21 protein-coding genes, 1 tRNA gene and 1 pseudogene are annotated in these 24,556 nt (G+C 71.8%); 15 read left to right on the top strand and 8 right to left on the bottom strand.

Annotated elements, in window-relative coordinates; translation table 11 throughout:
- Positions 1-212: 212 nt before the first annotated feature.
- Positions 213-1,013, top strand: a complete 801-nt coding sequence (locus tag AB0C66_RS06235) for a phosphatase (RefSeq protein WP_362433576.1) — start codon at positions 213-215, stop codon at positions 1,011-1,013.
- Positions 1,014-1,110: 97 nt separating this feature from the next.
- Here AB0C66_RS06235 and tesB read toward each other — a convergent pair whose 3' ends face one another.
- From tesB to AB0C66_RS06220, 3 genes are all read right to left on the bottom strand, one after another.
- Positions 1,111-1,998 carry an acyl-CoA thioesterase II gene (gene tesB, locus AB0C66_RS06230; RefSeq protein WP_362433574.1) on the bottom strand — a complete coding sequence of 296 codons (888 nt, stop codon included), beginning with the start codon at positions 1,996-1,998 and terminating at the stop codon, positions 1,111-1,113.
- 63 nt (positions 1,999-2,061) lie between these two features.
- A complete protein-coding gene (locus tag AB0C66_RS06225; protein WP_362433571.1) occupies positions 2,062-3,219 on the bottom strand; it encodes an acyl-CoA dehydrogenase family protein in 1,158 nt (385 codons plus the stop codon).
- A 134-nt stretch (positions 3,220-3,353) separates the two neighbouring features.
- Positions 3,354-3,980: a TetR/AcrR family transcriptional regulator gene (locus AB0C66_RS06220; RefSeq protein WP_362433569.1), complete on the bottom strand. Its 627-nt coding sequence runs from the start codon at positions 3,978-3,980 to the stop codon at positions 3,354-3,356.
- A 98-nt stretch (positions 3,981-4,078) separates the two neighbouring features.
- Here AB0C66_RS06220 and AB0C66_RS06215 point away from each other — a divergent pair, with 98 nt between their 5' ends.
- The 4 genes from AB0C66_RS06215 to AB0C66_RS06200 are packed head-to-tail and all read left to right on the top strand — an operon-like array spanning position 4,079 to position 9,986.
- Complete coding sequence (locus tag AB0C66_RS06215) at positions 4,079-5,722, top strand: carboxyl transferase domain-containing protein (RefSeq protein WP_362433566.1); 1,644 nt, start codon at positions 4,079-4,081, stop codon at positions 5,720-5,722.
- A gap of 14 nt (positions 5,723-5,736) precedes the next feature.
- Positions 5,737-7,854 (top strand): biotin carboxylase N-terminal domain-containing protein, encoded by a 2,118-nt coding sequence (locus AB0C66_RS06210; RefSeq protein ID WP_362433564.1) that lies wholly within the window; start codon positions 5,737-5,739, stop codon positions 7,852-7,854.
- Positions 7,854-8,816 carry a hydroxymethylglutaryl-CoA lyase gene (locus AB0C66_RS06205; protein WP_362433561.1) on the top strand — a complete coding sequence of 321 codons (963 nt, stop codon included), beginning with the start codon at positions 7,854-7,856 and terminating at the stop codon, positions 8,814-8,816. The genes AB0C66_RS06210 and AB0C66_RS06205 overlap by 1 nt, the downstream gene beginning before the upstream one ends.
- A gap of 3 nt (positions 8,817-8,819) precedes the next feature.
- The gene (locus AB0C66_RS06200) at positions 8,820-9,986 is read left to right on the top strand and encodes an acyl-CoA dehydrogenase family protein (RefSeq protein WP_362433559.1); all 1,167 of its coding nucleotides are present in this window, start codon (positions 8,820-8,822) and stop codon (positions 9,984-9,986) included.
- 46 nt (positions 9,987-10,032) lie between these two features.
- On the opposite strand, the gene AB0C66_RS06195 is transcribed toward AB0C66_RS06200, so the two are convergent.
- Positions 10,033-11,643, bottom strand: coding sequence for a beta-N-acetylhexosaminidase (locus tag AB0C66_RS06195; protein WP_362433557.1), 1,611 nt, complete (start codon positions 11,641-11,643; stop codon positions 10,033-10,035).
- Positions 11,644-11,749: 106 nt separating this feature from the next.
- On the opposite strand from AB0C66_RS06195, the gene AB0C66_RS06190 reads away from it, so the two are divergent.
- The 3 genes from AB0C66_RS06190 (at position 11,750) to glmS (ending at position 14,960) form a co-directional block, all read left to right on the top strand.
- Positions 11,750-12,691 carry a DUF4429 domain-containing protein gene (locus AB0C66_RS06190; RefSeq protein ID WP_362433555.1) on the top strand — a complete coding sequence of 314 codons (942 nt, stop codon included), beginning with the start codon at positions 11,750-11,752 and terminating at the stop codon, positions 12,689-12,691.
- A 74-nt stretch (positions 12,692-12,765) separates the two neighbouring features.
- On the top strand, positions 12,766-13,041 hold the full coding sequence (locus AB0C66_RS06185) for a hypothetical protein (protein WP_362433552.1): 276 nt from the start codon (positions 12,766-12,768) through the stop codon (positions 13,039-13,041).
- An 86-nt stretch (positions 13,042-13,127) separates the two neighbouring features.
- Positions 13,128-14,960: a glutamine--fructose-6-phosphate transaminase (isomerizing) gene (gene glmS, locus AB0C66_RS06180; protein ID WP_362433549.1), complete on the top strand. Its 1,833-nt coding sequence runs from the start codon at positions 13,128-13,130 to the stop codon at positions 14,958-14,960.
- 513 nt (positions 14,961-15,473) lie between these two features.
- On the opposite strand, the gene AB0C66_RS06175 is transcribed toward glmS, so the two are convergent.
- The gene (locus AB0C66_RS06175) at positions 15,474-15,995 is read right to left on the bottom strand and encodes a universal stress protein (RefSeq protein ID WP_362433547.1); all 522 of its coding nucleotides are present in this window, start codon (positions 15,993-15,995) and stop codon (positions 15,474-15,476) included.
- Between the two features lie 437 nt (positions 15,996-16,432).
- Here AB0C66_RS06175 and AB0C66_RS06170 point away from each other — a divergent pair, with 437 nt between their 5' ends.
- From AB0C66_RS06170 to AB0C66_RS06155, 4 genes are all read left to right on the top strand, one after another.
- Positions 16,433-16,948: a hypothetical protein gene (locus AB0C66_RS06170; protein ID WP_362433545.1), complete on the top strand. Its 516-nt coding sequence runs from the start codon at positions 16,433-16,435 to the stop codon at positions 16,946-16,948.
- Between the two features lie 462 nt (positions 16,949-17,410).
- Positions 17,411-18,730 (top strand): helix-turn-helix domain-containing protein, encoded by a 1,320-nt coding sequence (locus tag AB0C66_RS06165; protein WP_362433542.1) that lies wholly within the window; start codon positions 17,411-17,413, stop codon positions 18,728-18,730.
- A 5-nt stretch (positions 18,731-18,735) separates the two neighbouring features.
- On the top strand, positions 18,736-19,344 hold the full coding sequence (gene orn / locus AB0C66_RS06160; protein ID WP_362433540.1) for an oligoribonuclease: 609 nt from the start codon (positions 18,736-18,738) through the stop codon (positions 19,342-19,344).
- A 96-nt stretch (positions 19,345-19,440) separates the two neighbouring features.
- Positions 19,441-19,513: transfer RNA gene (locus AB0C66_RS06155), tRNA-His, on the top strand.
- Positions 19,514-19,588: 75 nt separating this feature from the next.
- On the opposite strand, the gene AB0C66_RS06150 is transcribed toward AB0C66_RS06155, so the two are convergent.
- Complete coding sequence (locus AB0C66_RS06150) at positions 19,589-20,329, bottom strand: Clp protease N-terminal domain-containing protein (RefSeq protein ID WP_362433538.1); 741 nt, start codon at positions 20,327-20,329, stop codon at positions 19,589-19,591.
- A 207-nt stretch (positions 20,330-20,536) separates the two neighbouring features.
- Positions 20,537-20,767 (bottom strand): annotated as a pseudogene (locus AB0C66_RS06145) (hypothetical protein); the annotation flags it as partial.
- A 129-nt stretch (positions 20,768-20,896) separates the two neighbouring features.
- Here AB0C66_RS06145 and AB0C66_RS06140 point away from each other — a divergent pair.
- The 3 genes from AB0C66_RS06140 (at position 20,897) to AB0C66_RS06130 (ending at position 23,421) form a co-directional block, all read left to right on the top strand.
- The gene (locus AB0C66_RS06140; RefSeq protein ID WP_362433536.1) at positions 20,897-21,784 is read left to right on the top strand and encodes a glycosyltransferase family A protein; all 888 of its coding nucleotides are present in this window, start codon (positions 20,897-20,899) and stop codon (positions 21,782-21,784) included.
- A 234-nt stretch (positions 21,785-22,018) separates the two neighbouring features.
- Positions 22,019-22,315 carry a hypothetical protein gene (locus AB0C66_RS06135; protein WP_362433534.1) on the top strand — a complete coding sequence of 99 codons (297 nt, stop codon included), beginning with the start codon at positions 22,019-22,021 and terminating at the stop codon, positions 22,313-22,315.
- On the top strand, positions 22,312-23,421 hold the full coding sequence (locus AB0C66_RS06130) for a glycosyltransferase family A protein (RefSeq protein WP_362433531.1): 1,110 nt from the start codon (positions 22,312-22,314) through the stop codon (positions 23,419-23,421). Before AB0C66_RS06135 ends, AB0C66_RS06130 begins: the two co-directional genes overlap by 4 nt.
- A gap of 6 nt (positions 23,422-23,427) precedes the next feature.
- On the opposite strand, the gene AB0C66_RS06125 is transcribed toward AB0C66_RS06130, so the two are convergent.
- Positions 23,428-24,474, bottom strand: coding sequence for a LacI family DNA-binding transcriptional regulator (locus AB0C66_RS06125; protein WP_362433529.1), 1,047 nt, complete (start codon positions 24,472-24,474; stop codon positions 23,428-23,430).
- Between the last annotated feature and the right edge of the window lie 82 nt (positions 24,475-24,556).

The raw sequence follows: 24,556 nt of genomic DNA, 5'->3' as shown, positions 1-24,556 counted from the left end.
CTGACGCGTTTCACAGCCGGGGCCCGCACCTGACAAGGTGCGGGCCCCGGTTTGTTGTCGGCGGTTCGTGTCGGCGATCGGTGTGGGCACCGGGCGCGCCGACGGGCGCCCTGGCTCCGGCGGATCAGTGGCCCTCGTCACACCGCGACGGGCCGTGTCCACCACTCGGCGGAGGCCCCCATTCCGCCCCGGCAGGGGCGACAATGGGCCACATGCCCATACCCAGTACCGTGCCCAGTCGTGCCGATCTGATCGACCACCTTGTCCGCACCCGCATCGCGGGCGATGTCGCCACTCCCCGGGAGAACAACCTCTCCCACTACCGCAAGCTGGCCAACGGTGACCGCCACTACTGGCTCGGCCTGGAGCTGGGCGACCGCTGGGTCGACGAACAGGACGTACTGGCCGTCATGGCGGAGCGGTGCGGGGTGATCGACGATCCGGAGCACCGCTCGGGACAGGACACCATCGACCCCGAGCTCACGGTCGGCGCGCTGGACCGGATGGCGTCGGTGCTGCGGAAGGCGGCCGAGACACAGGAGCGGGTGCTGTTCGCCACCGGCCACCCGGGCGGGCTGCTCGAGGTGCACCGGGCCACCGCGGCGGCGCTGCGGGCCGCGGGCTGCGACATCGTGGAGATCCCCGGCGGGCTCCAGGCGGACGAGGGGTATGTCTTCCAGTTCTGCGATGTGGCGATGCTGGAGAGAGGGGCGACGCTCTGGCACACCCACTCCCCCGCGCCGATGGCGGCGATCCTGGACGGGCTGGCCCGTGAGGGGCGTCCGCTGCCCGATCTGGTCGTCGCCGACCACGGCTGGGCCGGATGCGCCGGACAGCGGGGTATCGACGCGGTGGGTTACGCGGACTGCAATGACCCGGCCCTCTTCCTCGGCGAGTCCGAGGGCACCCTCTCGGCGGTCGTCCCGCTGGACGACCATGTCACCAATCCGCGGTTCTACGACCCGATGACCGCCTACCTGCTGGACGCGGCCGGGCTCGAGGCCCGCTTCTGACGCCTGGGCCCCGGCCCTCGCCTCCCCGACGCACCGGCGCGCGTCCCCGCCGCGCGCCGCGGGCCCCGAGGACCCACCGCACGTCCGGAGCCCGCGCTCACGCCTTGTGCGGCACCCGCATGACCCCCTCCTGGATCACGGAGACGGCCAGCCGCCCGTCGGCGGTGAAGATCCGGCCCTTGGCGAGGCCGCGGCCGCCGGACGCCGAGGGGCTCTCCTGGTCGTACAGCAGCCAGTCGTCCACCCGGAACGGTCGGTGGAACCACATGGCGTGGTCGAGACTGGCGCCGACGATGTCCCCCACCACCCAGCCGCCCCGGCCGTGGGCGAGCAGCACCGAGTCCAGCAGGGTCATATCGGAGACATAGGTGGCCAGGCAGACGTGGAGCAGCGGGTCGTCGGCCACACCGTCCAGTTTGCCGTTGGTCCGGAACCACACCCGCGACTTCGCCTCGCGCGGCCGCCCGACGCTGCCGTAGGGCGGCTCGTCCACGTAGCGCAGGTCCACCGCGGCCCGGGACATCAGCATCCGCCGGGCGACCTCCGGCCGGATGAGGTCCCGGTAGCGGGGCAGCAGCTCCTCGGCGGTCGGCAGGGAGAGCGGATCGGGGACGTCCGGCATCGGCTCCTGGTGCTCGAGCCCCTCCTCGTACGTCTGGAACGACGCCGACAGGTGGAAGATCGGCTGGCCGTGCTGGACGGCCACCACCCGGCGGGTGGTGAAGGACCGGCCGTCGCGGATCCGGTCGACCGTGTAGACGATGGGCGCCCCGGGGTCGCCGGGCCGCAGGAAGTAGGCGTGCAGCGAATGCGCCGAGCGGTCGTCCGGGACGGTGCGGCCCGCGGCCACCAGGGCCTGCGCGGCCACCTGGCCGCCGAACACCCGCGGCACCAGTGGCGCGGCGTCGCTGGTGCCGCGGAAGATGTCCCGCTCGATCCGCTCGAGGTCGAGCAGTTCGAGCAGGCCCTGGAGTGCGTCATTCATGGTTCGAGCAGTCTGGCAGAGCGGTGTCGCGGGGCTGTCGCCGACGGGCGGGGCGGACGGCCATCACAGCCCCATCGACTTGGCGACGATGGACCGCATGACCTCGCTGGTGCCGCCGTAGATGCGGTTGACGCGGGTGTCCGCGTACAGCCGGGCGATGGAGTACTCCATCATGTAGCCGTAACCGCCGTGCAGCTGGAGGCACTTGTCGATGACGATGTTGGCCCGCTCGGTGGTGAACAGCTTGGCGGAAGCGGCGTCGGCGGCGGTCAGCTCACCGGCGTCATGCGCCTCCAGGGCCCGGTCCACGACCGCCTGCATCGCGTCCACCTCCGACTTGCAGTCGGCGAGCGTGAACTTGGTGTTCTGGAAGGACGCCACGGACTTCCCGAAGACCGTGCGGTCCTGGACGTAACTCTTGGCGAACTCCAGGGCGGCGGCGGCCTGGGCGTAGGCGCCGATGGCGATGCCCAGCCGCTCCTGGGGCAGGTTGTGGGCGAGGTAGCCGAACGCCTTGCCCTCCTCGCCGAGCAGATCCTCGACCGGCACCTTGACGTCGGTGAAGGACAGTTCGGCGGTGTCGGAGGTCTTCAGGCCCAGCTTCTCCAGCTTGCGGCCGACCGCGTAGCCCTCGCTCGTGGTGTCGACGACGAGGATGGATATGCCCGCGCGGCGGTCCTCGGGGGTGGCTGCGGCGGTACGGGCGCAGACCAGCACCCGGTCGGCGAGCACCCCGCCGGTGATGAAGGTCTTGGCGCCGTTGAGGACGTAGTGGGTGCCGTCCTCGGAGAGCTTGGCGGTGGTCTTCATCCCCGCCAGGTCGGACCCGGTGCCCGGCTCGGTCATGGCGATGGCGGTCATCATGTCGCCGGAGACGAAGGAGGGCAGCCAGCGCCGCTTCTGCTCCTCGGTGGCGTACTCGAGGAGGTAGGGCAGGCACAGACCGGTGTGCACGCCGCTGCCGCCGAAGCTGACCCCGGCCCGGGCGCACTCCTCGGTGATCACCGCGTTGAACTTGAAGCTGGTCTCGCCCGCGCCGCCGTACTCCTCGGGGACCTCGATCCCGAAGACGCCCAGCTCACCGAGTTTCTTGTAGAAGTCGCGGGGAGCCTGGCCGGCCTCGCGCCACTCGTCGTAGTACGGCACGACCTCGGCCGCGATGAAGTCGCGGATGGTCTGCCGGAACGCCTCGTGGTCCTCGTTGAACACCGTGCGGCGCATCAGCCACTCCCCTAATCGTTCTCGCGGCTCAACCACCACCGCATGCGCGGCTGTGACCGCGCGCCGCCGTGATCGCGCCATGCCGGGTTGACAGCAGGCATCTAAGCGCTTGCTCAGCGAAAGCTACCGGCCGGTCAGTGACCCTGTCCAGAGGCGCCGTCGGTGGCGTGCGCGGCGGCGAAGGCGCCCAGCGCCAGCCGGTGCAGCAGGGCGGCGGTGGCCTCGCGCCCGGGGAGGGCACCGGGCCGACCGAGGTGCGGAGTGGAGTTGAGCAGCCCGAAGACGGCGTGCACACAGGCGCGGGCCTCTGCCTCGGCGAGCCCCGGGTAGACGGTGCGCACCACCTCGACCCACAGCTCCACGTACTGCCGCTGGAGCGAGCGCACCAGCTTGCGGTCGGTGTCCCGGAGCCGGTCCAGCTCGCGGTCATGGAGGATGATCAGCGGCCGGTCGTCGAGGGCGAAGTCGATATGGCCCTCGATGAGGGAGTCCAGCACCTCGGCCGGGCTCAGACCGCCGCCCTCCGCCTCGGCGGCGCGCTTCTTCCCGCCGGTCAGCAGCCGGCCGCTGATACCCACCAGCAGCTCGGCGAGCATCGCCTCCTTACCGGGGAAGTGGCGGTAGAGACCGGGGCCGCTGATGCCGACCGCGGCGCCTATCTCATCGACGCCGACACCGTGGAAACCGCGCTCGGCGAAGAGCCGCGCGGCCTCCTTGAGGATCTGCTCACGGCGGGTCGGGGCGGGGGCATGCGTGCTCATGAAATCAATTCTAGACAGCGGGGTTAGTGGTCGTTAACCTGATGGATGGGTTAACGCTGATTAACCCGTACGGCGACCGAGCGAGGGGGCTCGTAGGGATGGAGCAGGCACCGGTGCTGCGAAGCGGCGCCGACCCGGCGTCCGACGCCTGGAAGGCCAATGAGGCCGCACACCGCGAGCTGGCCGCGCTCCTGCGCGAGAAGCTGGCCGCGGCGCGGCTGGGCGGCGGCGAGAAGGCGCGGGCGCGCCACACCTCGCGCGGCAAGCTGCTGCCGCGCGACCGGGTGGACACCCTGCTGGACCCCGGCTCCCCCTTCCTGGAGCTGGCCCCGCTCGCGGCCGACGGGCTGTACGGCGGGCAGGCCCCGGCGGCGGGCGTGATCGCCGGGATCGGCCGGGTCGCGGGCCGCGAGGTGGTGGTGGTCGCCAATGACGCCACCGTCAAGGGCGGCACCTATTACCCGATGACGGTGAAGAAGCATCTGCGCGCCCAGGAGGTCGCGCTGGAGAACCGGCTGCCGTGCGTCTATCTGGTCGACTCCGGCGGCGCCTTCCTCCCCATGCAGGACGAGGTCTTTCCCGACCGCGACCACTTCGGGCGGATCTTCTACAACCAGGCGCGGATGTCCGGCGCCGGGATCCCCCAGGTCGCGGCGGTGCTGGGATCGTGCACCGCGGGCGGCGCCTATGTCCCGGCGATGAGCGACGAGGCGGTCATCGTGCGCGGCCAGGGCACCATCTTCCTGGGCGGGCCGCCGCTGGTGAAGGCGGCCACCGGCGAGGTGGTCACCGCCGAGGAGCTGGGCGGCGGCGAGGTCCACTCCCGGGTCTCCGGCGTCACCGACCACCTCGCCGAGGACGACGCCCACGCACTGCGGATCGTGCGCGACATCGTCGCCACCCTGCCGCCCTCCCCCGCCCAGCGCGGCGCGCTGCCCTGGCGGGTGGAGCCCTCCCGGGAGCCCGCGGTGGATCCCGCCGGGCTGTACGGGGCGGTTCCGGTCGACTCCCGCACGCCGTACGACGTGCGGGAGGTGATCGCGCGGGTGGTGGACGGCTCGCGGTTCGCCGAGTTCAAGGCCGAGTTCGGCACCACACTGGTCACCGGCTTCGCCCGGATCATGGGCCATCCGGTGGGTATCGTCGCCAACAACGGCATTCTGTTCTCCGAATCCGCCCAGAAGGGCGCCCACTTCATCGAGCTGTGCGATCAGCGCGGCATTCCCCTGGTCTTCCTTCAGAACATCTCGGGATTCATGGTGGGCCGCAGCTATGAGGCGGGCGGTATCGCCAAGCACGGCGCCAAGATGGTCACCGCCGTGGCCTGCACCCGGGTTCCCAAGCTCACGGTGGTGGTGGGCGGTTCCTACGGCGCGGGAAACTATTCGATGTGCGGCCGGGCCTATTCGCCGCGCTTCCTGTGGATGTGGCCCAACGCGAAGATCTCGGTGATGGGCGGCGAGCAGGCCGCCTCGGTGCTCGCCACCGTCAAGCGCGACCAGTTGGAGGCGCGCGGCGAGGAGTGGAGCGCCGAGGACGAGGAGGCGTTCCGCGCCCCGGTCCGCGAGCAGTACGAGACACAGGGCAGCGCCTATTACGCCACCGCCCGGCTGTGGGACGACGGAGTGATCGACCCCCTGGAGACCCGTACGGTGCTCGGTCTCGCGCTCACCGCCTGCGCGAGCGCCCCGCTGCCCGAGAAGGACCCCGCGGCGCCCGGCTACGGCGTCTTCCGGATGTGAGGGGAATGCACCCGATGTTCGAGACAGTCCTGGTGGCCAACCGCGGTGAGATCGCGGTACGGGTCATCCGCACCCTGCGCAGGCTCGGGGTGCGCTCGGTCGCCGTCTACAGCGACGCCGACGCGGACGCCCGCCATGTGCGGGAGGCGGACACCGCCGTGCGGATCGGGCCCGCCCAGGCCGCGGAGAGCTATCTGTCGATCGAGCGGCTGCTGGAGGCGGCCGAGCGCACCGGCGCCCAGGCCGTCCACCCCGGCTACGGCTTCCTCGCGGAGAACGCGGCGTTCGCCCGCGCCTGCGCCGCCGCCGGGCTGGCCTTCATCGGGCCCCCGGCCGACGCCATCGAGCTGATGGGCGACAAGATCCGCGCCAAGGAGACAGTGCGCGCGGCCGGGGTGCCCGTGGTGCCCGGCTCCTCCGGCAGCGGGCTGACGGACGCCCAGCTCATCGAGGCGGCCCGGGAGATCGGTACGCCCGTGCTGCTCAAGCCCTCGGCGGGCGGCGGCGGCAAGGGCATGCGGCTGGTGCGGGACGAGGCGCTGCTCGCGGATGAGATCGCGGCCGCCCGGCGCGAGGCGCGCGGCGCCTTCGGCGACGACACCCTGCTCGTGGAGCGGTGGATCGACCGGCCCCGCCATATCGAGATCCAGGTGCTGGCCGACGGCCATGGCGGAGTGATCCACCTCGGGGAGCGCGAGTGTTCGCTCCAGCGCCGCCATCAGAAGATCATCGAGGAGGCGCCCAGTCCGCTGCTGGACGAGGCCACCCGGGCGCTGATGGGCGAGGCGGCCGCCTCCGCCGCGCGCAGCTGCGGCTATGTCGGCGCGGGCACGGTGGAGTTCATCGTGCCGGGCGACGACCCGTCCGCGTACTGCTTCATGGAGATGAACACCCGTCTCCAGGTCGAGCATCCGGTGACCGAGCTGATCACCGGGCTGGATCTGGTGGAGTGGCAGCTGCGGGTGGCCGCGGGCGAACCGCTGCCCCACAACCAGGAGGACATCACCTTCACCGGCCATGCCGTGGAGGCGCGGATCTGCGCCGAGACCGCGCGGGCCACCGGCGAGCGGGTCGACTTCCTGCCCTCGGCGGGCACCGTGCTCGCGCTGGACGAGCCCGGGGGCGAGGGCGTCCGGGTCGACTCCGGGCTGAGCACCGGCACCGAGGTCGGCACCACCTATGACCCGATGCTCGCCAAGGTCATCGCCCATGGCCCGGACCGCCCCACCGCGCTGCGCCGGCTGCGGGCCGCCCTCGCCGAGCTGAGCGTGCTGGGCGTGGACACCAACGCGGGCTTTCTGCGCCGGCTGGCCGCCCATCCTCAGGTGGTCTCCGGCGAGTTGGACACCGGTCTTGTGGACCGTGCGGCGGCGTCCCTGATCCCCGAGCAGGTCCCGGACGAGGTCTATGTGGCGGCGGCGCTGCTGCGCCAGGCGGCCCTCGAGCCGGGTGGGGCCGGTGCGCGGCCGGAGCCCGGCGGCTGGGTCGACCCGTTCTCGGTGCCGACCGGCTGGCGGCTGGGCGGTACACCCGCCCGGACCGTCCACCGGCTGCGGATCTCCGGCCACCCCCCGGTCACGGTCCGGGTGCGCGGCCGGGCGCATGACGCCGATGTGGTGATCGAGCGCGAGGACGGCGGTCCCACCGCGCGGGACGCCCAGGACACCCAGGGCGCGTCCCCGGTCGAGCCCCTGCGGGCCCGGCTGACCGTGCTCGGCGAGGACGGCGGTCGGGTGGTGCTCGATCTGGCCGGGGTCACCTTCCCCTTCCGGCAGATCGCGGACGGCGCGAGCCAGTGGCTGGGCCGCGACGGCGACACCTGGCGCGTGGTGGGCCATGACCCGGTCGAGGAGGCGCTGCGCGGCGGCGGCTCCGCCGCCCACGCCGGGGAGCTCACCGCTCCGATGCCCGGCACCGTCACCGTGGTCAAGGCGGCCGTCGGCGATGAGGTCACCGCGGGCCAGGGCCTGCTGGTGGTCGAGGCGATGAAGATGGAGCACCTCATCTCCGCCCCGCACGACGGCACCGTCACCGAGCTCGATGTCACCCCCGGCAGCACGGTCGCCATGGACCAGCTGCTGGCAGTCGTCACCCCGTCCGAGACACCCGGCGAACCCGAGGAGCGTGTGTGATGTCCGCGCCGGACACCCCCGCCGGACCGGCCGGGCTCCCCATGACCGTTCCGGCCCCCGGGCTGCCCGCCCGGGTCCGGATCCATGAGGTGGGCCCGCGGGACGGCCTTCAGAACGAGAAGACGCTGGTGCCGGTGGCCGTGAAGGCCGAGTTCATCCGGCGGCTGGCCGACGCCGGTCTCACCACCGTCGAGGCCACCAGTTTCGTCCACCCCAAGTGGGTGCCCCAACTGGCCGACGCCGAGCAGCTGATGCCGCTGATCGACGATGTCTCCGTACGGCTTCCGGTGCTGGTCCCCAATGAGCGAGGTCTGGAGCGGGCGCTCGCCCTGGGCGCCCGTGAGATCGCCGTCTTCGCCAGCGCCACCGAGTCCTTCGCCAAGGCCAATCTCAACCGCACGGTGGACGAGGCGCTGGAGATGTTCGCCCCCGTCGTCACCCGGGCCCTGGAGGCCGGGGTGACGGTGCGCGGCTATCTGTCGATGTGCTTCGGCGACCCCTGGGAGGGGCCGGTCCCGGTCTCCCAGACCGTCTCGGTCAGCCGCCGTCTGGTGGACATGGGCTGTACCGAGGTGAGCCTCGGCGACACCATCGGCGTGGCCACCCCCGGCCATGTCCAGGAGCTGCTGGCCGCCCTGAACGAGGCGGGAGTGGCCAACGACCGGCTGGCGGTGCACTTCCACGACACCTACGGCCAGGCGCTCGCCAACACCCTGGCGGCGCTCCAGCACGGCGTCACCACCGTCGACGCCTCCGCCGGTGGCCTCGGCGGCTGCCCTTACGCCAAGAGCGCCACCGGCAATCTCGCGACCGAAGACCTGGTGTGGATGCTCGACGGCCTCGGCATCGAGACCGGGGTCGACCTCGGCCGTCTCACCGCGACCAGTGTGTGGATGGCCCGGCACCTGGGGCGGCCCAGCCCGTCCCGTACCGTCCGCGCCCTCTCCCAGAAGGAGATCTGAGTCATGACGATCGACCACCGTCTCTCCACCGAGCACGAGGAACTGCGCCGTACCGTCGAGGAGTTCGCGCATGACGTGGTCGCCCCGAAGATCGGGGAGTACTGGGAGCACCATGAGTTCCCGTACGAGATCATCCGCGAGATGGGCCGGATGGGCCTGTTCGGCCTGCCCTTCTCCGAGGAGTACGGCGGCATGGGCGGCGACTATCTGGCGCTCGGCCTGGCCCTCGAGGAGCTGGCGCGGGTCGACTCCTCGGTCGCGATCACCCTGGAGGCCGGGGTCTCGCTCGGCGCGATGCCGATCTACCTCTACGGCACCGAGGAGCAGAAGCGGCAGTGGCTGCCGGGGCTGTGCTCCGGTGAGTCGCTGGGCGCGTTCGGGCTGACCGAGCCCGCCGGCGGTTCGGACGCGGGCGCCACCCGCACCACCGCGCGGCTGGACGAGGCCACCGGCGAGTGGGTGATCAACGGCTCCAAGTGCTTCATCACCAACTCCGGTACGGATATCACCGCGCTGGTCACGGTCACCGCCGTCACCGACCGCAAGCCGGACGGCCGTCCGGAGATCTCCTCGATCATCGTGCCCTCGGGCACCCCCGGCTTCACCGTGGCCGCCCCCTACTCCAAGGTCGGGTGGAACGCGTCGGACACCCGGGAGCTGTCCTTCACCGACTGCCGGGTCCCGGCGGCCAATCTGCTGGGTGAGAAGGGCCGTGGCTACGCCCAGTTCCTGCGGATACTGGACGAGGGCAGGATCGCGATCTCGGCACTGGCCACCGGGCTGGCCCAGGGCTGTGTGGACGAGTCGGTGTCGTACGCCAGGACCCGGGAGTCCTTCGGCCGTCCCATCGGCGCCAACCAGGCGATCCAGTTCAAGCTGGCCGATATGGAGATGCGCGCCCATATGGCCCGGGTGGCCTGGCGTGACGCTGCCTCCCGGCTGGTGCGCGGGGAGCCGTTCAAGAAGGAGGCGTCGATCGCCAAGCTCTACTCCTCCGGCGTCGCGGTGGACAACGCCCGGGAGGCCACCCAGATCCACGGTGGCTACGGCTTCATGAACGAGTATCCGGTGGCCCGGATGTGGCGTGACTCCAAGATCCTGGAGATCGGCGAGGGCACCAGTGAGGTCCAGCGCATGCTGATCGCCCGGGAGTTGGGCTTCGCGGGCTGAGGACGGCGGGCCCCACCGGGGCCCACCGCCTTCCCCGGCCCGTCCGTCAGGAGGTGGGCCAGGGCACCTGTGGTGAGCGGTAGTAGCTGATGCCCAGGGCGTCCCAGCGGGGCCCCTGGGCGGCCAGCCGCACCTTGTAGGCGTCCCAGTCATGGGTGGCCCGCGGCGACCAGCCGAGTTCGGCGATCCCGGGCAGCCGGGGGAAGGCCATGTACTCGATATGCGCGCTGGTCGACAGCGTCTCCGTCCACAGCGGCGCCTCCACCCCGAGGACGGAGGAGGCCGGGGCGTCCTTCACATAGGCGCCGGGGTCCCAGTCGTAGGACTGCCGGGCCTCGACATATCCGGCCCAGGAGAGCCCCAGCGGGGTGTCCTTGGTGTACTTCATGTCCAGATAGGCCCGGTTGGCGGGCGAGAGGATCAGCCGGGTGCCCGCCTTGGCCGCGTCCGCGACCTCCTTCTCGCTGCCGTCCAGCCCCCAGTACTGGGCGATGGCCCCCTGGGCGGGGTGGGCGCCGGTCAGCTGGTGCCAGCCCACCACCGTCTTGCCGTAGCGGGCCACCACGGGCTGCACCCGGTCCATGAAGGCGGTGTAGTCGGCGTGGCTGGTGGAGTGTGCCTCGTCGCCGCCGATATGGATCAGACGGCCGGGGGTGAGCGCGGCGAGCTCGCGGATGACGTCGTCCACGAAGTCGTAGGTCACCTCCTTGGGTACGCACAGGGAGCTGAAGCCGACCTCGGTGCCGGTGTAGAGCGGCCGGGCGACCCCGTCGCAGTTGAGCTCCGCGTAGGAGGCGAGGGCCGCGTTGGTGTGTCCCGGCAGGTCGATCTCGGGGACGACGGTCAGTTCGCGGGCGGCCGCGTAGCGCACGATCTCCCGGTAGTCGGCCTTGGTGTAGTAGCCGCCAGGTCCCCCGCCGACCTGGGTGGAGCCGCCGTGGGTGGCCAGCCGGGGCCAGGAGTCGATGGCGATCCGCCACCCCTGGTCGTCCGAGAGATGCAGATGCAGCTTGTTGATCTTGTACAGGGCGAGCTGGTCGATATAGCGCTTGACCTGGCCGACGGTGAAGAAGTGCCGGGAGACATCGAGCATCGCGCCCCGGTAGCCGTAGCGCGGCTCATCGGTGATGGTGCCGCCGGAGATCCGCCAGGGGCCGGGCTGCCGGGTCGTCCGCTCCACGGACGCCGGCAGCAGCTGACGCAGCGTCTGGACACCGTGGAACAGCCCCGCGGAGGCGCGGGCGCTGAGGGTGACCGCGCGGCCGGTCACCTGGAGCCGGTAGCCCTCCGCGCCGAGGCCGCGTACGGCGCGCGCCCCGGGGGTGAGCCGCAGCCGGATGCCGTCACCCCCGCCGCGCGCGGTCACCGGCAGCCGGTAGCCGGTGGAGGGGCGCAGTACGTCGGCGAGGTAGTCGCCCACCCGCCGCGCCGCGGACGAGTCTCCCGAGACGCGGATCCGGGCGTCCGGGCCGAGGGTGTACGGGGTGGCGGCGGGGCGTACCGAGGCGGGCGCGGGCACCACCCGGTCCAGCGGAGTGGGCGCGGTGGCGGATCGGGCCGGAGCGGCGGCGGATGGTTCCGCCGTGGCGGCGGTCCCCGCCCCCGCCGCCACGGTCAGCAGGAGGGAACACAGAAGTCGGGCACGGCGTCGTCCCACAGGGAATCCCTTCAACGAAAGGTCGCGTCCTTGGGTACCGTGCGCCCTCGCCGACGGTCAAGGGTGTAGACCAATATTGCACTGTGTACCTGTCAGAATTCACACCATGGCGGAAATCACCCAGAGCGATGGCGCATGGTTCTTCGACGGCGACGCGATACGGATCGTCCCGGGGCGGGACAAGAGCGTGCACCCGGCGCGGCAGGCGCTCGGCGAACTGACCGTCCCCCTGGAGGCGTTGGCGGGGCTCGCCCATGAACCGGGCCGCAAATCGGGGCGGTTGCGGCTGAAGCTGCGCGAGGGCGCGGATCCGCTGATCCAGGTGACGGGCGGCAAGCTGCCGGACGCGGCGGATCCGTATCAGCTGACGGTCGAGGCGGAGCGCGCGGGCGTCGCCGAGTACATGGCCGAGGAGGTCCGGCAGGCGCTGCTGCTGGACCAGGTGCCGTCCGGCCCGTGTGACCGCTATCTGCTGCCCGGACCGTACGTTCCGCTGTCGGCGACGGCCGGGGACGCCACGGTCGCCTTCGACGGGGAGCGGGTGCGGCTGGAGTGGAACTGGAAGACCGAGGAGTCGAAGAAGTCGGGCGGCACCCGGACGATCCGGCTGGCCGACCTGGAGGCGGTGGAGTGGCAGCCCGCCGTCGGACTGGAGAACGGCTACCTGCGGTTCCGTACGGCGAGGGCGGCCCCGGCGGCGCCCAAGTACGACCCGCACGCCGTGGTGCTGTACGGCTTCAAGAAGGACCCGCTGATGGCGCTGATCGCGGCGGCCGTCACCGCCCGGCTGCCGCATCCGGGCGCCCCGGTCGCCCCGTCGGCCGGACCCGCCGACCCGACCCCCGCCCTCACCACGGACACCTATACCCGTCAATCCGGGCAAAGCATACTTAACGGCCAGGACGCGGCAGGCGACTCCGGCGGCGGTGACGCGGATCACGACGCCCTGCTGCGACGGCTGCGCGAACTCGGCGATCTCCATAAGAGCGGGGTGCTCACCGAGGAGGAGTTCACAGCCGCCAAGCACGCCGTACTCCGCCGTTTCTAGCCATTCATCTCACCCCCTGCCCGATATCGGGCAGGATTCTTGCGAAACCACCCTCATCCCCGCAGTATCAACGGGTGCTCGATCGCCGTATGTCCCACGATGACCTTGTCGACCACCTGGTCCGCTCCACGCCGCTGAGCCGCGGCGAGGCGGCCCGGGTGGTGCTGGACGTCCTGGCGTACTTCGACGAGACGACCGAGGAGTTCGTCCGCCGCCGCCATCGCGAGTTGCAGTCCGGCGGGCTGACCAACGCGGACATCTTCGAGCGGATCACGGCCGAGCTGCCGCACCGCGCGGTGGCGCCGCCCGAACTCTCGCTGCGGCAGCTGCGCCGCATCGTCTACGGCTGACACCACGGACCACGGGCCGCGGCCGCCATCGCCGGTCCGGGACCACGAGCACCCGCGAACGATCAACCAGGGAGGGCCTGAACACCATGTGCGGAATCGTCGGATACATCGGCAAACGCGATGTGGCACCGCTGCTGCTGGAGGGGCTCCAGCGACTGGAGTACCGCGGCTACGACTCCGCGGGCATCGCGATCCAGGCCAAGCCCGCCAAGGGCGCCCAGAGCGCAGGACTGAAGACCGCCAAGGCCAAGGGCCGGGTCCGGGACCTCGAGTCCCGGCTGCCCAAGCGCTTCGCCGGCACCGTCGGCATCGCCCACACCCGCTGGGCCACCCATGGCGCGCCCAACGACATCAACGCGCACCCCCACACGGACGCCGACGGCAAGGTCGCGATCGTCCACAACGGGATCATCGACAACGCCTCCGATCTGCGCGCCAAGCTGGTCGCCGACGGGGTGGAGCTGGTCTCCGAGACCGACTCCGAGGTGCTGGCGCATCTGATCGGCCGCTCCCAGGCGAGCACCCTGGAGGAGAAGGTCCGCCACGCGCTCACCCTGATCGAGGGCACCTACGGCATCGCCGTACTGCACGCGGACTTCCCCGACCGCATCGTCGTCGCCCGCAACGGCTCGCCCGTGGTGCTGGGCATCGGCGAGAAGGAGATGTTCGTCGCCTCCGACGTCGCCGCGCTGGTCAGCCACACCCGCCAGGTGGTCACCCTGGACGACGGCGAGATGGCCACCCTCAAGGCCGATGACTACCGCACCTACACCACCGAGGGCAGCCGCACCGCCCCCTCCCCCACCACGGTGGAGTGGGAGGCCGAGTCCTACGACATGGGCGGCCACGACACCTACATGCACAAGGAGATCCACGAGCAGGTCGACGCCGTGGACCGGGTGCTGCGCGGCCGGATCGACGACCGCTTCTCCACCGTCCGGCTGGGCGGGCTCAACCTGGACGCCCGCGAGGCGCGCGGAGTGCGCCGGGTGAAGATCCTCGGCTGCGGTTCGGCGTACCACACGGGTCTGATCGGTGCCCAGCTGATCGAGGAGCTGGCCCGGATCCCCGCCGACGCCGAGCCCGCGAGCGAGTTCCGCTACCGCAACCCGGTGGTGGACCCCGACACCCTCTACATCGCGGTCAGCCAGTCCGGCGAGACCTACGACACCCTGGCCGCCGTCCAGGAGCTCAAGCGCAAGGGCGCCCGGGTGCTGGGCGTCGTCAACGTCGTCGGCAGCGCCATCGCGCGCGAGACGGACGGCGGGGTGTACGTGCACGCGGGCCCGGAGGTCTGCGTCGTCTCCACCAAGTGCTTCACCAACACCGCCGTCGCCTTCGCCCTGCTCGCCCTGCACCTGGGCCGGATCCGCGATCTGTCGGTCGCCGACGGCAAGCGGATCATCGCCGGGCTGCGCAGGCTGCCGGAGCAGATCGCCGAGGTGCTGCGCGGCGAGGAGGAGATCAAGAAGCTCGCCGCGGAGTATGCGAACGCAAAGAGCATGATGTTCATCGGCCGGGTCCGCGGCTACCCGGTGGCGCGCGAGGCGTCCCTGAAGCTCAAGGAGGTCAGTTACGTGCACGCCGAGGCGTACCCGGCCTCCGAGCTCAAGCACGGACCGCTGGCGCTCATCGAGCCGGAGGTGCCGACCGTGGCGGTACTGCCCGACGACGACCTGCTGGAGAAGAACCGCGCGACCCTGGAGGAGATCAAGGCCCGCAGCGGCCGGATCCTCGCCGTCGCCCACCAGGAGCAGGAGAAGGCGGACCACACCATCGTGGTGCCCCGTAACGAGGTGGAGCTCGACCCGATCCTCATGGGCATCCCGCTCCAACTGCTCGCCTACCACACGGCGCTGGCGCTGGGCCGGGACATCGACAAGCCCCGTAACCTCGCCAAGTCGGTGACGGTGGAGTAGGCCCCCGGGCCCCCTCCCAGCTCCTCCGAGCACGCTCCGAGCGGCTGGCCGGCGGTCCCCGCGTGTGCCACCACACACGCGGGGGCCGCCTCCCTTTGGCCGGCGTCGCCCTTCCGCCGGCGGCGGCCGCCCCGCGGGAACCGTCACTTCCCGCGCGACAGCGCGAATGATGCGTACGTACCCCTCACAAGCGCACAACCCACCCCTACGCGCCGGTAGATTTATCGACTGTCAAGATGAACTTGACGCCATCTCACCTGCGGTCACGGCGTGTTGGGGGTGTCCGATTCCCGGCGCACGACCAATCGCCCGGCCAGGACGGCGGTTTGGGGCGAGGGAAAGGAAACGGGCCGGAACCGGGACGGGGAACGGCGAGGGATGGACGTACGTCGGCCCGGGAACGTTCGAGGCGGGCTCACGTAGAGCCCAAGGAAGGACCGACCAGGGCTCAAGCGAGATCCAGCGGGATTCCGGCGATCGTCAAGTGGTGCCCGACCGCCCGTCAGGCGACGCTCAGGGGATGACCACGACGGGCCGCTGCGCCCGCCGCGCGAGCCGCCCGGCCACCGAGCCGAAGATCCGCCCCACCAGACCGTGGGTGGAGCCGACCACGATGGCGTCGGCCTCGTACTCCCGGCCGACTTCCTCCAGCTCGTGGCAGATGTCCCCGCCCCGCTCGACGAGGATCCAGGGCACCTCGGAGAGGTGGTCGGCGCAGGCCAGCTCGAGCCCCAGCACCTCGGTGCGGTGATCGGGGACATCGACGAAGACCGGGGGCTCACAGCCCGCCCACACCGTCGTCGGCAGCCGGTTGGCGACGTGGACGATGATCAGGCCGGAGCCTGAGCGCCGGGCCATCCCGATCGCGTACGCGAGGGCGCGCTCACTGGAGGTGGAACCGTCGAAGCCCACCACAACACCGTGGTGGAACGCCGGATCGCAGGAATGACGTGTTTCTTCCGCCGCTTCGGGGTGCGCCGTGTGATCGGCGACCCGCTTGCGGTCCGCGGGTTCGGGGATTTCGTGACCGGCCATCGGTGTCTCGGCGAAGGATGTCCTCGTGCGGAGGGAATCGGCGGGGGCTCGGGTCGGAGTTGTCGGGGGACGGAGCTCCGCTGGAGCTCGGGGACGGAGCGAACGAACCAAATCCGTCCGGGATTCATCTATCCAAGCCCTTACCCCTAAGGGTACGGCGCCATTCCTCGCCTGCCCAGGGGCCGCTTCGGCAGCGGAGCGCCCGAAGCATTCACCGGAGCATGCCGGAGCCCGGCCCGATACGCAATGCCCCAAGTGGTCCCCCCTGGTGCCTCACGGTCCCCTCGCGTACACCGTGCGGCTGCCACGCAGTGACCTGCGGACGGGCCCGGCGTTGTAGTAGCCGCGACCGGACGCCACCGGGCCGGTGGCCCGCCCGGACGCCCGGGTCCGGCTCCGCCGGTGCCCGTCAGCGGCCTGAGAGGAGCCCCCCGCCCGTGCCCGTCCCCCGCGCCCGCGACGCCCATGGCAGCACCCCCGGCGCGGCCCCCGGCACCACCTCGGCGACCACCTCGCGCGCCGCCTCCCGCGCGGCCTCACGTGCGGCCTCACGCCGCCGGTCGCGGCGCCGCCCCAGGACCGTCGCGCGGCCCCCCGCCATCCCCGCCCCCCGGCGGGCGGCGGCCCCGACCGCCCTCCCCCCGGCGCCCCCACCGGCCCTCCCGCAGGGCGCGCCCGGGGCGGCCCCGGCGGACGGGACGGTGAACGAGGTGATCCGCTGGGCGTCCTTCAGCTGCGCGGTGGTTCCGCTCGTCCTCCTGGTGTGCGGACTGCCCTTCGGCGCGGCGCTCGCCGCCGCCGCGGGCCTGGCGGCGGTAACCGCCGTCAGCCGCGCCCTGCTGCGTCATTCCGAGCGGGTGGCGGCCCGGCTGGGCCCGGACGCGGGAGCGCCCCACCGGGGCCGTCACGGGCGTACCGGTATCGGCGCCCACCGCGGCGGCCGGCACGGCTGAGGACCCGCCCGGGACCCCCCGGAGGGCGCGCTGCGTAGCGCCGCGTACACACTCGGGTGATGGAGTACGAGAGAGTCGTACGCCGGGCGCATGACGCTTTTCCACCTCAACACCTGGCTATTTTCGGCCAACTTCGCGTCACAGTTCTTCCCTTGGCAAACACCGTGCTCAACCGCGTTCAGGCCAGCGTAGAAAGGGGCGTGGGGGGATCTGACCCCCTACGCGAAGTGGATGTCCGCACTAGGCGCACTTCACAGCGAGGGCTACGAGTGCAACGCTTCGTGATCGAATGCTTCGCGCCAAGTTGTCATGTCGACATAGTGGCGGGTGGTGAACTGGTCACGGCGACCACACGCGACACAGTAGATTCGATCTTGGCCATGACCGGCGGGGGAACCGTTCAGGACCGAGGGGAAACGTGCAGGACCGAGAGGACGCGACCACCGAGGGGGGCTTAGAGCCATGAGCCAGGACTCCACGACCGTACCGGAGACCTCGCGCAAGCTCTCCGGACGCCGGCGACGAGAAATCGTCGCGGTGCTGCTGTTCAGCGGCGGCCCCATTTTCGAAAGCTCCATCCCGCTCTCCGTCTTCGGTATCGACCGGCAGGACGCCGGGGTGCCTCGCTACCGACTTCTGGTGTGCGCGGGCGAAGATGTGCCACTGCGAACGACTGGCGGACTGGAACTGACCGCACCATACGGCCTGGAGGCGCTGTCCCGGGCCGGAACCGTCGTCGTACCGGCCTGGCGGTCGATCACCCAGCCGCCACCGGCCGCCGCGCTCGACGCGTTGCGCCGCGCGCACGAGGAGGGCGCGCGGATCGTGGGCCTGTGCACCGGGGCCTTCGTACTCGCGGCCGCCGGGCTGCTCGACGGACGTCCGGCGACCACACATTGGATGTACGCGCCGACACTCGCCAAGCGCTATCCGTCCGTCCATGTGGATCCACGCGAACTCTTCGTGGACGACGGCGATGTACTGACCTCGGCGGGCACCGCCGCCGGGATCGACCTGTGCCTGCACATCGTGCGCACCGACCACGGCGCCGACGCCGCGGGGGCCCTCGCCCGCCGCCTCGTCGTACCGCCGCGCCGCGGTGGAGGGCAGGAGCGTTACCTGGACAGGTCCTTACCAGAGGAGATCGGCGCGGATCCGCTCGCCGAGGTGGTGGCATGGGCCCTTGAGCATTTGCATGAGCAGTTCGACGTCGAGGCCCTGGCCGCGCGCGCGTATATGAGCCGCCGCACCTTCGACCGGCGTTTCCGGTCCCTCACTGGGAGCGCTCCACTCCAGTGGTTGATCACCCAGCGGGTGCTCCAGGCACAGCGCCTTCTGGAGACCTCCGACTATTCGGTGGACGAGGTGGCCGGGCGCTGCGGCTTCCGTTCCCCGGTGGCCCTGCGCGGCCACTTCCGGCGGCAGCTGGGGTCCTCCCCGGCCGCGTACCGGGCCGCGTACCGCGCCCGCAGGCCGCAGAGCGGTTCCGCGGACCGGCCGGACCGGCTGGAGCGGATGGAGCGGGGCGAGCGGATGGACCGCCCGGAGCGGGCCGAGGTGATCGAGCAGCGCTCGGGCGAGCACGCCGTGGCGCTGCGCCGCCCCGGCACACCCCTCGGTCACCCCGCGGCGCATCACCATCACCCTCCGCATCCGCACGGCGGCACGGACCCGGGCAAGCCGGAGTCGGACGCGTACGCCCCACGCCTGCCCGAGCAGGCGGCGGGACGTGCACCGGGCCGCCCGACCCTGCCCGGCCAGCGGGAACGCCCCGTAGGGTGAGACGTATGAACGATCGCATGGTGTGGATCGACTGCGAGATGACCGGGCTCTCGCTGTCGGACGACGCGCTCATCGAGGTGGCCGCGCTGGTCACGGACTCCGAGCTGAACATCCTGGGCGAGGGAGTGGACATCGTTGTCCGGCCGCCCGCCGAGTCGCTGGCCACCATGCCCGAGGTGGTGCGTGAGATGCACACGGCCTCCGGCCTGCTCGCCGAGCTCGACGGCGGCACCTCGCTGGAGGACGCTCAGGACCGGGTCCTGGCGTACATCCGCGAGCACGTCCCGGAGGCGGGCAAGGCTCCGCTGTGCGGGAACTCGGTCGGCACCGACCGCGGCTTCCTGCTCCGGGACATGCCCACCCTCGAGAGCTATCTGCACTACCGGATCGTCGACGTCTCCTCGATCAAGGAGCTGGCCCGCCGCTGGTATCCGCGGGCCTACTTCAACAGCCCCAAGAAGAACGGCAACCACCGCGCGCTGGCCGACATCCATGAGTCGATCGCCGAGCTGCGCTACTACCGGGAGGCGGTTTTCGTGCCCCAGCCCGGCCCGGACTCGGACACGGCGAAGTCGCTCGCGGCCAAGCACGTCCTGCCCGCCCGGGAGGCATGATCCACCGCTCGCGCCCGGCTCCCCGAAAGCCGGGCGCGAGCACCCCCGCCGACCCTGTACACTTTTTCTCGGCCGGTACGGAAAGTGCCGGTCATGGTGGGTATAGCTCAGCTGGTAGAGCACCTGGTTGTGGTCCAGGATGTCGCGGGTTCGAGTCCCGTTACTCACCCTGTACGAGGAGGGCCCCCGTCCGCGCGAGCGGACGGGGGCCCTCCTCGTACCCCCAACGCCCGCCTCCTGGGCGTCAGTCCCGGCCGCGGGTGGCGGCGATTTCGGCTACGGCGTGGGCGATGTGCTCCGACGCGGCGGCCTTGTCGGCGCCGAGGGCGGTGAGCGGACCCGCGCCGTCCTCGAACTCCAGCAGGGCGAGCAGGATGTGCTCGGTGCCGATGTAGTCGTGGCCCAGCCGCAGCGCCTCGCGGAACGTCAGCTCCAGCACCTTGCGCGCCGCCGCGTCGTAGGGGATGAGGTCGGGGACCGGCTCGGCGGCCGGGGGCAGGGCCGCGGTGGCCGCCTCGCGGACCGCGTCCGCCGACAGCTTCTGCGCGGTGAGCGCCTTCGCGGCGAGGGCCTCGGGTTCGGCCAGCAGGCCCAGTACGAGGTGGGCGGGGCGGATCTCGTCGTTGGCGGCGGCGCGCGCCTCGTTCTGGGCCGCCATCACCACGTTCCGGGCGCGCGCGGTGAACCGGCCGAAGCCCTGGCCGGGGTCGAGGGCGGACAGATCACCGGCGCCCTTGGGGACGAACCGCTTCTGGGCCGCCTGGCGGGTGACCCCCATGCTCTTGCCGATGTCCGTCCAGGAGGCGCCCGAGCGCCGCGCCTGGTCCACGAAGTGGCCGATCAGATGGTCGGCCACCTCGCCGAGGTGTTCGGCGGCGAGCATCGCGTCGGTGAGCTGGTCGAGGGTGTCGGTGTGGACCTTCTTGATGGCCCCGATGAGGTCGTCGAGGCGTACGGGACGCGTCATGCCGACTGGCTCCGTCATACGTCAACCATAGGTTGACAGTCCGAGGGGTGTCAACGGACGGTTGACAGTCGAGGACGGTCGAGGGGGCGGTCAGTCGGATGTCCCGTCGGGCGCCCGCCCCTCGGGGTCCTCGGCGTCCTCATGGCGTTCGTGCCGCCCGCGCCAGCCATGCCGCCTCCCGTGCCGCTCGCCCTCCTCGTGCGGCGGCGGGTGATAGGGCCACCACGAGGTCCAGGTGAACTTGTCGCCGCCCACCCAGCGGACGACATCGGGGTCGTCGAGATCGACGTCGTCGAGCCCGACCGCCCGGGCGATCTCGATCACGTCCAGGACCGAGTGGGCCTTGCCCGCCAGCTCACCGGCCACCTCCACCAGCCGGTAGGGGGGATCCCCCGGCTGGACACCGAGCACCACGATCGACGGCCGGTTGATACGCGGGATCTCACTCTCGGTCATGCGTCCAACGTGCGGCTGACGGCCCACCACCGCACCCCGGGCGCCCCAGACGGGCGATCCGCGCGCCCCGGGGGGCCGGGCGGGTGACACGGCGGCGGCTCCCCCGCCACACCCGGACATACTGTGCGGATGCCCGAGCAGAGCGGAATCCCGCCGATGAGCGAGCGGACCAGGAGGGACCGGGACATCATCTCCCGGCGGTGGCGGAGGGTCCGGTACTGGACCAGCCAGCGGACGCGGCCGGGCGCGAACGGTGAGTTCGACCTCGACGCCCAGCGCGCACGGTGGACGTCGGACACCCCGCCACCGCTGGTGTCCTGTCTGATGGTGACCAAGGACCGGCCGGGGTTCGCCGCACGCGCCGTCCGGTGCTTCCTCGCCCAGACCCACGCCCCCGCGGAGCTGGTCGTCGTGGACGACGGCACGGACGACACCCTGGCCCGCCACCTCGACGCGCTCGCCGACCCGCGGATCCGGCACCACCGCACCCCGCGCCCGGGGCTCACCCTGGGCGAGGTGCGCAATCTGGCGGTGGAGCTGGCCGCCGGGCCGTATGTGTGCCAGTGGGACGACGACGATGTGTACGACCCGGAGCGGCTGGAGGTGCAGCTCGCCGCGGTCGCCGGACTGGGCGCGAGCGCCTGCTTCCTCGCCCGGGAGCGGCTGTGGTGGCCCGCCCGCCGCACTCTGGCCCTCTCCGGGGCGCGGGTGTGGGAGAACTCCATGCTCTGTGCCAGGGAGGGGATGCCGCGCTATCCCGCGCTGCGGCGCGGTGAGGATTCGGCGGTCGCGCTCGGGGTGGTCCGCGCCGGGCTCGTGGTGTCCGTGGACGCCCCGGAGCTCTATACCTACGTCTGCCACGGGGCCAACACCTGCGACGAGCCGCATCTCGCGCGCCTCTTCGAGGCGGCGGCCCAGCGGTGGACGGGCGACGGCTACGAGGAGCGGACGCGTGAGATGGCGACGCGGCTGCCCCTGACCACGGCGGACCTGCCACTACCGAGGCCCGCGCCCTGACAACACCGCGATGCCGGTCCAGCCCTACTGGCCGCGCCGCACGGCGAAACACCGCGCCACGAGCGGACGCGGACGACGGCGCCCCGCCGCAACTCGCCCTGGCGCACGGCGACACCGTCGCCGTCCGCTGCGCCGGACAGGTGAAGCCGTCGGCTCTCTCGATGCCCACCCCTGCGGCCGTCGTTGGACACAGGCCCGCGGGTACCCCCGCGGAGCGTCCATGAGGAGGCTTTCATGAACATCGGCAAAACGGCCGCCCTGGTGACGGCGACGGCAGGGGCGGTGGTCTTCGTCGGCGGCCACGCGCTGGCCGACCCGCTCCAGAACGGTGTCACCTGCGTCGGCGTGACCGGGTCCACCGAGTGTCTGAACTTCAGCCATGTCTTCGGTGACGACGCGGCCGTGACCCAGCAGAACCACTGCGACAACTCCGCCTCCAGCGCGGCCAATGTCGTGATCGCGCCGATCAAGTTCAGCCCCGGGTGCAGCAACATCTCGGCGCCGTCCACCACCGCGGCCGGAGCCCTGTGAGAACGGCGTCCACCGCGACCGGGCACGGCCCCCTGGAGACTCACCTCCCGGGGGCCGCGTCCGGCTCGTCCACCGAGTACGCCGAACACGCCCCGCGCCCGGCCGTCTCCGTGGTGATCCCCTGCTACGGCTACGGCCGCTATCTGCCGCAGGCGGTGGCGAGCGTACTGGCGCAGAGCTACGAGGACTGGGAGCTGATCGTCGTCGACGACGGCAGCCCCGATGACACCGCGGCGGTGGCCGAGGCGCTCATCGCCCGCCACCCCGGCCGCCGGATCCGGCTGCTGCGCCAGGCCAACGCGGGGGTCTCCGCCGCCCGTAACGCCGGGATCGCCGTCTCCACCGGCCGCTATGTGCTGCCGCTGGACGCCGATGACGTGATCGCCCCGACCATGCTGGAGAAGACCGTCGCGGTGCTGGAGGGCGATCCGGACATCGCCATCGCCTCCACCGACGTCTCCGCCTTCACCGACGACCAGGACCTCCCCTCGCAGGTACTGGCCCTCCCGGCCTACGATCCGCGGCTGCTGCTGCGCCGGCTGATCATGTTCTACTGCTCGCTCTACCGCCGTGAGGTGTGGGAGGCGGTGGGCGGCTACGACGAGGAGATGCGCGCCGGGGAGGACTGGGACTTCTGGATCGCCTGCGCCGAGCGCGGGTTCACCGCCCACCATCTCCACGAGCCGCTCTTCGGGGCGCGCAACAAGGACGACGGGCTGCATGTGGAGGCCGCGGAGAACGACCTCGCGGTGCGGGCCCGGATCGTGGCCAACCATCCGCGGATGTTCAAGCCGGTCACCCGGGCGTGGGCGCAGGCGGTGCTCGGCCCGTCCCCGCCGGACTGCCAGGACGACGCGCGGGTGCCGGACGACATCCTCACCCGGGCCGCCGATATGGACCAGTTCCTGCGGGCGGTTCTCTCGCTCCAGCGCACCGCCCGGCTCCAGCACCGTCATATCCAGCGGCTGGAGGCGGCGTTGGCCCGGCGGGACGGCGGAACGGCCGACGCGGACACGGACACGGCGGGCACGAGCCCGGTGGCCGCAGCGGCCCCGGCGGACGCGGCCCCGGTCGCCGCGGCGGCGAGCCCCGGCCCGCGGGGCTGAACCCGCTCAGGACGAGGAGCGCGTCACCAGCCGCGTCGGCAGCACCAACTGCGGCCGCGCCGCCGTACGTTCCGCCGCGCCCTCGATCTCCTCCAGCAGCACCCGCACCATCGCCCGCCCCATCTCCTCGGTGGCCTGCCGGACGCTGGTGAGCGGCGGATCCATATGGCGGGCGACGGCGGAGTCCTCGAAGCCGACCAGCGCGACATCGTCCGGCACCCGGCGGCCCGCCTCGCGCAGCACCTGCCGGGCGCCCGCGGCCATCACGTCCGACGCCGCGAAGACCGCGTCCAGACCGGGTTCGCGGTCCAGCAGATCGCGCATCGCGCGGCGGCCGCCCTCCTCGGTGAAGTCCGCGGCGACGGCCAGCGCCGGATCCACCGCCCGGCCCGCCGCCCGGAGCGCGGCGCGATAGCCGTCCAGACGGCACTGCGCGGCATACATGTCCAGGGGTCCGGTGATGGTGGCGATGGTGGAGCGGCCGCGCGCGATGAGGTGTTCCACCGCGCCCCGTGCCCCACCGGTGTTGTCCGAGTCCACGTACGCCACCGACTCATGCGCCGAGCGGCGGCCGCTGAGCACCGCGGGGATCTCTATCCGCCCCAGCAGGTCCGGCAGCGGATCGTCGGCGTGGACCGAGACCAGCAGCACCCCGTCCACCCGGTGGGCGGCGAGATAGTCCGCGAAGCGCTGGCGCTCCTTGGGGGTGCGGATGAGGGTGAGCAGCAACTGGAGGTCGGTATCGGCGAGTTCGGCGCCGACGCCGCGGATGATGTCGGAGAAGTAGGGCTCGGCGAAGAGTCTGGTCTCGGGCTCGGGTATCACCAGGGCCACCGCGTCGGCCCGGTTGGCGGCCAGGGCGCGGGCCACCCGGTTGGGCACATAGCCCAGTTCGGCGACGGCCCGCTGCACGGCGACGCGGGTACGGTCGCTGACCCGCGGCGAGCCGTTGACCACCCGCGAGACGGTGCCCCGGCCGACTCCGGCGCGGACCGCGACCTCTTCCAGCGTGGGCCGTCCCCGCCCCGCCCCTCGTCGTCGCGTTCCTGCCATGTCGCGCCTCCAGCCGTACGTACGTGCCCGGCAGCTCCCCCTGCCTGGGCGGCTGCGAAGGGACATTCAACATCAGTGTGGT

Origin of the sequence: Streptomyces sp. NPDC048636, from assembly GCF_040650655.1 — a bacterium.
Lineage (GTDB): Bacteria > Actinomycetota > Actinomycetes > Streptomycetales > Streptomycetaceae > Streptomyces.
This window is presented reverse-complemented; position numbering and strand designations above follow the sequence as displayed.